We start from the raw sequence: 10,809 nt of genomic DNA on the forward strand, positions 1-10,809 counted from the left end.
AGCGGGCCGGCGTGCGGCCGTGCGGCCACGGACGCACTGGCCGAACTGGTCGAATCCAGCGTCGACCTCTACGGCCGCGAACTGGCCACCGCGGTCGGCCTGCCCAGCCCGGGCCCCCTCACCCGCCTCACGGGCGAAGCCGTCACCCGGGTCCTCCGCAAGGGCACCTGACCACGGACCGCGTGGATCCCGTAACCCTCCGTCCCCTGCCCCGAACGCGCCGGCCGACGGTGGTGCGCTCTGTCAAACGGATGCACCATTGACGTGTGGGACCACCGCAAGCCGACAGGCCGCAAGAGCCCGGCGGGGAGACAGAAGGCTATCGGTTCGACATCACCGATGCCGCGGTCGTGGTGGACCCTCAGGGCCTGGTCCAGCACTGGAGCGACGGCGCGGAGGCGCTCTTCGGCTACGCTGCGCCGGACGCCGTCGCACAGCCCGTCACGGAGTTCCTGGAGATCCCCTGGGACGAGCGCTGGGAGACCGCCGAACGGAACCAGGCCGGAAGAGGGTGGACGGGCACCTTCACGGCGCACCGCCCCGACGGCAGCCGCCTCCAGGTCAGGGCGCAGATCTGCCCGCTGGGGCCCGATCCGCGGGCGAGCTGGCTCATCGTGGCCGCGGACCTCGCCACCGCGCAGGCGCGGGAGCGCGAGCACGCGATCCTGCGCGGACTGTTCACCCAGTCCCCGTTCGGGCTGGCCGTGGTGGACCCGCAACTGAGGCTCGCCATGATCAACCCCGCCCTGGAACGCATGGAGGGCGTCCCCGCACGGCTGCAACTGGGCCGCGCACTGGCCGACACCGTTCCCGAAGAGGCCGGTCGCGTCACGGAAGCCCGCGCCCGGGAGGTACTGGAGACGGGTGAGCCGCAGGTCGCCGTCTCCCACGCCGAACCCCCGGCCGCCTCCTCTTCCCATCTGCCGCACGTCCGCTCCCGCTCGTCCTTCAGGCTCCAGGACCTCACCGGCCACACCCTGGGGATGGGCCAGGCGGTACTCGACGTCACCAGCTACTACCAGGTACGACGGCACCTCACCCTGATCAGCGAGGCCGGCATCCGCATCGGCAGCACGCTGGACCTCGAACGTACCGCCCAGGAACTCGCCGAGGTCCTGGTGCCGCAGGTCGCCGACTTCGTCGCCGTCGACCTCTCCGCCGCCGTCATCCACGGCCACGAGCCCGACCCGGTGCTGACCGCCGGCTCCGCCGAACTCGTCCGAAGCGCCCAGCAGTCCATCCGCGCGGACCTTCCGGAATCCGTGGCGCCGCTGGGGGCACCGGTCACCTACTCAGAGACGTCGCCCCAGCACTGCTGCGTCGCCACGGGCCGTCCCGTGCTGGACCCCACCGTGGATCTGTCGACGCCCTGGCTGTCCCAGGATGCGGCGCGCTCGGACAAGCTGAGGGAAGTCGGCATCCACTCCCACCTGGTGGTGCCCCTGCGCGCCCGCGGCGTCACCATGGGGGTGGCCACCCTGGTGCGCTGGAAGAACCCCGAAGCCTTCGACGCCGACGACCTGCTCCTCGTCGAAGAACTCGCCGCCCACGCGGCCGTCTGCATCGACAACGCCCGGCGCTTCGGCCGCGAACACCGCGCCGCCCTGTCCCTCCAGCGCCACCTCCTCCCCAAGGACCTGCCCGCCCCCACCGGCGTCGAAGTCGCCTACCGCTACCTGCCGGCCGACACCCACGCGGGCGTCGGCGGGGACTGGTTCGACGTGCTGCCCCTCTCCGGTGCACGCATCGGCCTGGTCGTCGGCGACGTCGTCGGCCACGGAATGACCGCGGCAGCCACCATGGGCCGCCTGCGCACCGCCGTCCAGACGCTCGCCGCACTCGACATGCCGCCCGACGAACTGGTCTCCCACCTCGACGACCTGGTCGCCCACCTCGACGACGCGGAGACCGGCGACCGCCACATCCCCGGCGTGATCGGTGCCACCTGCCTGTACTGCGTGTACGACCCCATCTCCCGCACCGCGGACATCACCCGCGCGGGACACCCTCCGCCTGCCATCGCCCACCCCGACAAGGCCGTCGAATTCCTCGACATCCCGGCGGGGCCCCCACTCGGACTGGGCGGCCTGCCCTTCGAGTGCACGCACCTCAAGATCCCGGACGACAGCGTCCTCGCCTTCTACACGGACGGCCTCATCACCGCCTCCTCCGACCGCGACATCGACCTCGGCTTCACCCGCCTGGCCTTCGCGCTGGCGTACCCCGACCGCCCGCTGGAAGAGATCTGCGAGGTCATGGAGCGCCTGCTGCTCCCGGACCGCCCCCGTGACGACGTCGCCTTCCTCGTCGCACGCCCACGCTCCATCGCCGAAGAGAACGTCGCGACCTGGCACCTGCCCTGCGAACTCACCGCGGTCGGCCAAGCCCGGTCCTTCACCACCGACCAACTGAGGGCCTGGCATCTGGAAGACCTCGCCTTCACCGCAGAACTCATCGTCAGCGAGTTGGTGACCAACGCCATCCGCCACGCCTCCGGCCCCGTAGACCTGCGCCTCATCCGCGACGCGAACCTGATACTCGAAGTCTCCGACGGCAGCAACACCTCCCCCCATCTGCGCCAGGCCCAGGCCGACGACGAGGGCGGCCGCGGCCTCTTCCTGGTGGCCCAGTTCGCCCAGGGCTGGGGAACGCGCTACACGTCGGAAGGCAAGACCATCTGGGCCGAACAACTCCTCCCCCGCGGCGCCGCGAGCGCTTCGGGCTGACGACGACCCGCGGGTAAAGGCGGGGAGTCGGTGCTCGTCACTCCAGGTCGTCCCAGCCCCAGGGGTCGGCAGGGCTGCCATCCGGCTCACGCCCGAAGCGGAATCGCTCCCGGTGATCGTCGATCCGGAGGAACTCGTCGAACTTCCGCGCAGCCGGCAGACGTTCGCCGAGCGCGCTCAGCTGCGCCTCGGCCTCCCGCAGATGGCTCACCCGGTCGGAGCTTCCGCTCGTGGGCGGGCGCCCGGCCGGCCACCGGGCCTGTTCCCTCAGCCGGTGCAGCCCGTCCAGCAGGGCGTCCAGGGACCGGCCCGGCCTGTCGACGGTCGTGCGGATTCCGGGACCGCGGCCGAGGAGCACGCCCACCTGCTCTTCCGCTCCCGTATTCAGCAGGCTGCGGAGCAGCCCGGCCACTGCGTCAGGGTCGTCCAAGGAAACCCGGGCGGCGGGGTCCCGGGCTACCAGCCTGTCCACCTGATCCATTTCGCCGGTTTCGTACAGGGTGTCCAGCAGAGCGGCCACGCCGTTCGGGTCGTCGAGGGCGACGTGGCCGACGGGGTCCCGGCCGAGCAGCACATCGATCTGGTCGCCTGCTCCGACTTCCCGCAGCCAGGTCAGCAGTCCGCTCACGGCCCCCGGGTCGGAGAGGGGGACGCGGCCGGCCGGATCCCGGGCCAGCAGCACACCCATCTGGTCGTCTGCTCCAACCTGCCGCAGGGTGTAGAGCATGGCGCCCACATGGGACGGGTTGTCGAGCGAGACGTGGGTGGCGGGGTCCCGATCCAGCAGCGTGGCCATCGCCCCGCGGGTCCCGGCCATTGACAGCCAGGTCAGCAGGTGGCTCACCTCGCGCGTGTTGTCCAAGGGGATGTGTGAGGCGGCTCGTTCGGCCAGGACGAGAACCTGATCGTGCGCCTTCACCGCACTCAGCTGGCGCAGAGTGAGGGTCACGTCGAACGAGGTGTCGAGGGGGGTGTGGGCGCCGGGATCCCGGGCCACGAGTGCGGCCACCTGGTCGTCGGCAGGGATCTCGTTCAACAGCTCCAGCAGGTACGCCACCTTGCGCGGGTCGTCGAAGGAGACTCCGGCGACGACCCGATCGGCGACTTGGAGCGCCTTGCCCTGTGCGCCGACCGCTCCCAGCCAGCCGAGTTCCAGTGGGCCGATCGCCTGCAGCCAGCCGATGAGCTCGTTCACGTCGTGCACGCTGTCGAGGACGTATGCGGCGGCGCGCTCGGCCAGTACGGCCTGCTGTTCGCGCGCCCCGACGTACCGCAGCCAGTACAGCAGTCCGGACACGCCGTGCGGGTCGCTGACGTCGACGTGGGCGGCGGGGTTCCGGGCCAGTAGTACTTCCTTCTGGCCGTTCGCCCGCGCGGGATCACACAGCGACGCATGACACAGGCCGCTCAACATCCCTGCCACGGCGTGCGGGTTGTCGAGGGTGATGTGGACGGCGGGGTCGCGGCCCAGTAGCTCGGCCACACGATCACTCTCCAAGGCCGTCAGCGACCGCAGGAGAGCGGCCACCGCCGATGGATCGCTGCTGGGAGCGTGGGCGACGGCGTAGCTGCCGGGGCGGGAGTCGGTGGGCCGCAGGGCGTGCAGGGACTCGACGAGCGCGCTGGGCGCGAAGGCGTCGCCGTGGGCGGTGGCGCGTTTGTGCATGTGTGCGGCATCGCGGTACAGGCCGCGGGCCCGAGCGGCGTCCCCGAGGCCCCGTAGGTCTGCATGGTGGGCATGGGCTGACGTGGCGGTCCAGAAGTCGATCGGAGGGATCCGGTCGGCACGGTGGCGGCGGCCGTGCTGATCGAGGTAGTCGGCCAACCGGTACAACTGCCCCTGCCCGGTCCCGGTCCCGGTCCCGGTCCCGGTCCCGGTCCCGGCACCGGCGGTGGCACCGGTGGATGTACGAGGTCCGCCGCGCTGGTTGCGGGGCATGCCGGGGCGTACGGGGGTGAGGATGCCCGGGACGCCGTTGCAGGGCATCGTGACGTGGTCACGAGCGTGCTCCGCCCAGTCCGCGCCGGTCAGATCCCACTCCCGCTCGCTGAGGTAGCCGGGGGCAGCCTGTTCCAGCAGCGGCCACGGGATACGCGGCCCGCACCCCAGGCGGCGGGCGTCCATGGCGGCATGGACCAGGGCCCTGGTCGCGGGCGGCGCCTCCTTGTACCGGTCCAGCAGCACCGGCACCCCGGCCAGGTACTGCGTGATCTGACCGTCCTCGGCGTTCTCGGCGGCTTCTCCCAGCCGTACGTCCCGGCCGGCCTCGCCGGCCAGACTGTCCAGATCCGTGCCGGTGAACGCGTCCGGCACGGAGATCTTGTGTCCGACCAGCAACTCCCGCGCCTGGGCATGCCGGTCCCGCTCGGTACGGGCGGTCAGGGTGACCCAGTGGTCCGGCCACAGGGTGGCCAGTACCAGCACCGGGCCCCTTCCCGGATCACGCAGCAGATTCCGCAGCCGCGCGGCGACCTGCTCACCCACCGGGTCCGGCGCCAGATAGAACTGCGCTTCGTTCAGCCACACCACGGTGTACGGGGCGAGGTCGGGAAGCTCGTCCAACGCGGCCTGGGGACGGGTGGGGTCGATGGGATGCCACAGCCGCCACGGCTCCTTACGCCGGCGCAAGGGGGCGAGGGCCTCCCAGCACGCGCGGGTCTTGCCGGTCGAGGAGCCGCCAACCAGCACTGCGATCCGACTGACACCCTCAGCCGCGCGCGCCACCACCTCGCCCAACAACCGGTCGTGCTCCCGCGAAACGTAGGCCGGAAGCGGCGGCAGCCCGGATCCGACCGCGGAGCCGATCGCGTGGTGCACCTCCAGGTGGAACGGGTCGGTCACCTTGCGCAGCGGCCAGCCCGGTCGCTCCCCGGCCCGACCGCGTCCGGCTTCAGGGGCGCTCTCGTAGTGAATGTGCACCCCGCCGTGGATGCTGCCGGCCTGTACCACCGGACCGTCGACCGAAGCGTGCCCGGAGATCTCATTGCGGATCTGCGCAGCATCATCCGACATACCCTCATCATCACCGAACCCGGCTGACCACGGCATCCACATTCACCGATTGCTTCCACGGAGGTCGCCCCACCCCCTCATGGGAGGTGGGACAGAATCGCTTCCGCGAAATTGATGGCCAGAGTCGCGGCGTCCGGACCTGGGGCGTCCTCGCCGAAGGGGACGACCATGAGGATGGGCGGGGGTTGCCACCGTCTGCCTTGTTCTCCCCAGGAGCGCCGCACGCGGCCGCCGCACCCGACACCAGGAGCAGAGCCACGGCCCAAACCATTGCCCGGCCCGGCCGGTTCCCGGTGGATACGTCATCGTCCGCTCGGGTCACGAGAAGCACGCTAATCCCCCGAGTTGGGACCCTCCCGGAGCAACGGTGTCGGCGGGCAGCGGCTTTCCCACGACTACGACCTCCTGGGGCGGATGACGGCCACAACCTCGGAGCAGGGCATCAGCCGCTACGAGCACGACGCACTGGGAAGGGTGACCCGCGCCATCACCCCGGGCGTCGATCTCGCCCGCACTCACGACCCGCTCGGCAACCTCCTCACCGAGACCACCAACGGCCGCACGCTCACTTTCACCTACGATGCCGCCGACCGACAGCTGACCCGCACCACACCCTCCGGGCATCACAGCGAGTGGACCTACACGCCCGACGGCCTCACAGCCACACTCACCACCGACGGGCGCACCCTCACCTTCGACCACGACCCCCTGGGACGCGAGACCGCGCGCAGGGTCGGAGACCGGCTGACCTACACCCAGCAGTGGGACCCGGCAGGCCGCCTCACCCGCCAGGCGGTCGACGGGCCCATGGCCCGGGCGGCTGCCGTACGCCACTACCGCTACCGCGCCGACGGCCACCTCACCGCGCTCGACGACAGCCTCGCCGGCGTCCGGACGTACGATCTCGACGCCCTGGGGCGGGTGCTGGCCGCCACCGATACCGTTGGTGCCACCGGCCAGGAGACCTACACCTACGACGCCACCGGCAACCAGACCGAAGCCCACTGGCCGGCAGCCGGCGACCTGCCCGGGGCGGATGCCGCGGGCGACCGCGAATTCCAGGGCACCCTCCTCACCCGCGCCGGACGCGTCCGCTACGAGTACGACGCCGCCGGCCGCATCGTCCTGCGGCAGCGTCGCAGGCTGTCGAAGAAGCCCGAGACGTGGCACTACACCTGGGACGCCGACAGCCGACTCACCCACGTCGTCACCCCCGACGGCACCACCTGGCGCTACCGCTACGACGGCTTCGGCCGCCGCGTGGCCAAGGAGCGCCTCGACACCACCGGTGCGGCAGCGGAACGCACCGAGTTCACCTGGGACGGATCCACGCTCGTCGAACAGGCCACCAGGGTCGGCGAGTCCGCTGATCCGGTCACGCTGACCTGGAACCACCGCGCACTGCAGCCGCTCACCCAGACCCGTCACACTCCGGGTCAGGACGAGATCGACCGCGAGTTCTACGCCATCGTCACCGACCTCGTCGGCACACCCACTGAACTCGTCGACGAGGACGGCGCGACGGCGTGGCGGCAGAGGTCCACGCTCTGGGGACTGCCCCTCGTGACGAGCGAGGACACCTGCGTGATGCCCCTGCGCTTCCCCGGCCAGTACGCGGATGCCGAAACCGGCTGGCACTACAACGTGCTCCGCCACTACGACCCGGCCACCGGCCGCTACGCCACCCTTGACCCGCTGGGCCTGACCCCCGCCCCCAACCCGTACACCTATCCCCACAACCCGACCACCTGGACCGACCCACTGGGCCTCGCCGCGCACAGCCCGCCGGCCGGCAATGGAGGGAAGGGCCGGAAGAAGGGGTTGCGACCGGACCCCAACGCGACCGGACCACACACGACGTTCCGACGCGACGCCTCAACCGGGCGCGTGGTTCACTACGCAGAGTGGGCTCCCCAGTCCAATCCCAAGAACCCGGCCCCGTGGGAGATGGTGAAACGTGCCGATATGCAGGGCCAGCCGCACTTCGACAAGACGACAGGGCAGGTCATCCCCACGCCTCACATCAACCTGCCGGACGGCTCTGCCCGGCCGGCCGAACCCTGGGAGATAACCCCCGGTGGAAACCCGTGATCTGCTCCGCGCGCTGGGCGCCTGGTATGCAGACCAGTGCGACGGTGACTGGGAGCACGAGTTCGGGGTGAAGATCGAGACCTTGGACAACCCCGGATGGCTCATCCAGGTCGATCTGCCCGGCACGAGCAAGGAAGGCGTCATCCTCGCCCCTGAATTGGAGGAGGACACCGACGGATCGTGGCTGCATAGTTCTGCGGACGGCCGCATCCTGCGGGTCGCATGCGGCCCCACGGACCTGGAAAGAGCTGTTCGCGCGGCACTGGAGTTCCTCACGGCCTGAGCGCCACGGCCTTGCGCGTTGCCCAGAGCTTCGGCCCGCCTGGTTCAGCCGTCTTCACCGCCGGTACGCCAGTCGGCGGGCCCGAGGGTAACCGGCGGTATTCCACGCGAAGGGGCATCGCCGTGCTAGAGGCCGGCCGGAAGATCCGCCGGCTGGGAAGGAGGGCACGGCGCGGTGCGCACGTGTGGCCCCCTGCTGATCGGTCCTGGAGGTGAAAACACGAAAGGCCCGGGTCGGTGACCTGGGCCTTCTGTCTGGAGCGGGCGACGGGAATCGAACCCGCGCTCTGAGCTTGGGAAGCTCATGTTCTACCATTAAACTACGCCCGCGCTGGACGCCCCGGAGGGCGTTGCGCTGTCACTCTACCGTATGCGTGCCCCCCGGCGAGGTCGTCGGGGGGCTGCTTGGTGTTGGCGGGTGGATGTGGGGGGTGGGGGCGGGAGTTGGGGTTACGGTGGGTGGGTGGGGGTGGTGTTGAGGTGGTGTTGGGGTAGAGGAGTTGGTCCCGTAGTGTGGCTTTTGTTGCGTTACGGGGAAGGAGCCTGATGGAGACCACCGTCGTCCGATGTGCCGAAGGGCACGTCTTCAGCACCGCCTCGCTCCCGATGCAGAACGTCGGCGCCGCCCGGCGGATCGGGTCGGGTGGGCTCGTGCGGTGTCCGCGCTGTGCGCGGTTGCGGAACGTCGTGCCGGTGGGGAAGGGCGAGGCGCGGTAGCGCGCCCGGTAGGGTCGGGGCGTGCTGCTCTCTGACAAGGACATCCGGACCGAGGTCCACGCCGGGCGGGTAGGGATCGAGCCGTTCGACGACGGGATGATCCAGCCGTCCAGCGTGGACGTACGCCTTGACCGCTACTTCCGGGTGTTCGAGAACCACCGCTACCCGCACATCGACCCCGCCGTCGAGCAGAGCGACCTCACGCGGCTCGTGGAGCCCGAGGGCGACGAGTGCTTCATCCTGCACCCGGGGGAGTTCGTGCTGGCCTCGACGTACGAGGTCATCTCCCTGCCCGACGACATCGCCTCCCGGCTCGAAGGCAAGTCCAGCCTCGGGCGGCTCGGGCTGCTGACGCACTCCACCGCCGGGTTCATCGATCCCGGGTTCAACGGGCACGTGACGCTGGAGCTGTCCAACGTGGCCACGCTGCCGATAAAGCTCTGGCCGGGGATGAAGATCGGGCAGCTGTGCATGTTCCGGCTCAGCTCACCCGCCGAGCACCCCTACGGATCCGCCAAGTACGGCTCCCGGTACCAGGGGCAGCGCGGGCCCACGCCCTCGCGCTCGTACCTCAACTTCCATCGCACCGTGATCTGACGCCCGCGTCAGAGCGTGCCCAGCTTGAACAGGGCCAGCAGCGCCACCAGCTGGATCGAGCACGCGCCCAGCGCGCGCGGCCACGGCAGGTCGTGCGACTTGCTCACCATCGACGTGAGCAGCACCCCCGCCGCCAGCCATGTCAGCCAGCCGACGCCCTGCGCGAACGCCGCCTCGCCGCCGACGAACATCGCGATCAGCAGCCGCGGCGCGTCCGTGAGCGCCACGATCAGCATCGCCAGCCCCACCGTCGGCGCCAGCGCGCCCGCGCCGCCGAGGTTGCGGGCGAGGGTGTGCGTGACCATGCCCATCACCAGGCCGCTGAGCGTGACCGCGATGCCGGTGACGACGATCCACGGGATGCTCGCGGAGATGGTGGAGTCGAGTACCTCGTCGCGCGCCTGCTCCAGGCCGAAGACCGCGAGCAGGCCGTAGAGGAAGCTGACGGTCAGCGCGGGGCCCCACATGCTGTGGTCCCGCATCTGCCAGAACGTGCGGCTCGGGTGGAAGACGATCCCGCTGAGCAGGTCCTTCCAGTGCAGCCGCGGGCCTACGGGCGGGGCTGCCGCCTCGCCGGCGCGGTAGACCTGGCCGTCGTCGTACGGGCCGTAGTCGCCGGGGCCGGTGCCGACGCCGTAGGGCTGGGTGTTGCCGGGGCGGTCGGCGGCGTACGGGTCGTGGCCGCCGCCGTAGTACTCGCGCCCCGGGCCGTGGCCGCCGTGGGGCTGCTGCCACTGGCCGCCGCCGTACGGCTGCACGTGTCCCTGCCCCTGCTGCGGCGGGGGGCCGCCGTACTGCGGTCCGCCGTAGGGCGGGGGGCCGCCCTGGGGCGGGCCCTGCGGGCGCCCCTGCTGCCGACTGCCGTGGGGCTGGCGCCCCCGGCCCATTCTGAATCCTGCCACGCGATCGAACGTACCTGGTCTTGCCCGCCGCGGTCACCGGGGCCCGGGAATCCGGGGGATGTTTACGGCCAAGACGGTACGTCCCGTAGGGGATCCGCCCTACGGGACCGCCCCGCGCCCCCCTCCGGGGCGCGTGCCGGGCATGAGCCAGGGCCCGGCCGGGGGAGGTCCGGGCCCTGGCCGTCTCTGCGGCGGCGGTACGGCGTCAGCCGGCGAACTCCGCCCCGTACCCCGGGCGCCCGGTCGTCGGCATCCCCGTCGACGACGGGTGGATCGCCACCGCTCCGTCCGCCGCGACCCCCGCGGCCGTCGACCGCAGGGCGTGGACGGCGCCGTTGCCGCCGTTCTCGCCGGCCGTGCCGACCGTCAGGTCGTCGAAGCCGTCGCCGTTGAGGTCGGCCAGGAGGAGGGCGGTGCCGAAGCGGTCGCGGGTCTCGTTGGCGCCGGGGATGCCCGGCGCGTTCTGGTGGACGAGCGTCGC

General features: G+C 71.1%; 8 protein-coding genes and 1 tRNA gene. 5 read left to right on the forward strand and 4 right to left on the reverse strand.

The genetic code is table 11. The features are described 5' to 3' along the window. Window positions 1–266: 266 nt before the first annotated feature. A complete protein-coding gene (locus H5J30_RS08005) occupies window positions 267–2,726 on the forward strand; it encodes a SpoIIE family protein phosphatase (RefSeq protein ID WP_309505465.1) in 2,460 nt (819 codons plus the stop codon). Between the two features lie 37 nt (window positions 2,727–2,763). Here H5J30_RS08005 and H5J30_RS08010 read toward each other — a convergent pair whose 3' ends face one another. Next, a complete protein-coding gene (locus tag H5J30_RS08010; protein ID WP_181786453.1) occupies window positions 2,764–5,739 on the reverse strand; it encodes a hypothetical protein in 2,976 nt (991 codons plus the stop codon). A gap of 414 nt (window positions 5,740–6,153) precedes the next feature. Between H5J30_RS08010 and H5J30_RS08015 the strand changes: the two genes are divergently transcribed. Both H5J30_RS08015 and H5J30_RS08020 read left to right on the forward strand, forming a co-directional pair. Next, window positions 6,154–7,830, forward strand: coding sequence for an RHS repeat-associated core domain-containing protein (locus H5J30_RS08015; RefSeq protein ID WP_181786454.1), 1,677 nt, complete (start codon window positions 6,154–6,156; stop codon window positions 7,828–7,830). Then, a complete protein-coding gene (locus tag H5J30_RS08020) occupies window positions 7,817–8,113 on the forward strand; it encodes an Imm53 family immunity protein (RefSeq protein WP_309505466.1) in 297 nt (98 codons plus the stop codon). The genes H5J30_RS08015 and H5J30_RS08020 overlap by 14 nt, the downstream gene beginning before the upstream one ends. A 255-nt stretch (window positions 8,114–8,368) precedes the next feature. Here H5J30_RS08020 and H5J30_RS08025 read toward each other — a convergent pair. Then, window positions 8,369–8,442 (reverse strand) — tRNA-Gly (locus tag H5J30_RS08025). A 216-nt stretch (window positions 8,443–8,658) separates the two neighbouring features. On the opposite strand from H5J30_RS08025, the gene H5J30_RS08030 reads away from it, so the two are divergent. Then, window positions 8,659–8,829: a hypothetical protein gene (locus tag H5J30_RS08030; protein ID WP_181786455.1), complete on the forward strand. Its 171-nt coding sequence runs from the start codon at window positions 8,659–8,661 to the stop codon at window positions 8,827–8,829. 21 nt (window positions 8,830–8,850) lie between these two features. Then, a complete protein-coding gene (dcd, locus tag H5J30_RS08035; protein ID WP_181786456.1) occupies window positions 8,851–9,426 on the forward strand; it encodes a dCTP deaminase in 576 nt (191 codons plus the stop codon). Window positions 9,427–9,434: 8 nt separating this feature from the next. On the opposite strand, the gene H5J30_RS08040 is transcribed toward dcd, so the two are convergent. Then, complete coding sequence (locus H5J30_RS08040) at window positions 9,435–10,328, reverse strand: Yip1 family protein (protein WP_374100954.1); 894 nt, start codon at window positions 10,326–10,328, stop codon at window positions 9,435–9,437. 205 nt (window positions 10,329–10,533) lie between these two features. Beyond that, window positions 10,534–10,809, reverse strand: a 276-nt coding sequence (locus H5J30_RS08045; RefSeq protein ID WP_181786457.1) for an FG-GAP repeat protein, incomplete at its 5' end; no start/stop codon positions are given.

The sequence above is a fragment of the Streptomyces phytophilus genome (genome assembly GCF_013870535.1).
GTDB classification, from domain to species: domain Bacteria; phylum Actinomycetota; class Actinomycetes; order Streptomycetales; family Streptomycetaceae; genus Streptomyces; species Streptomyces phytophilus.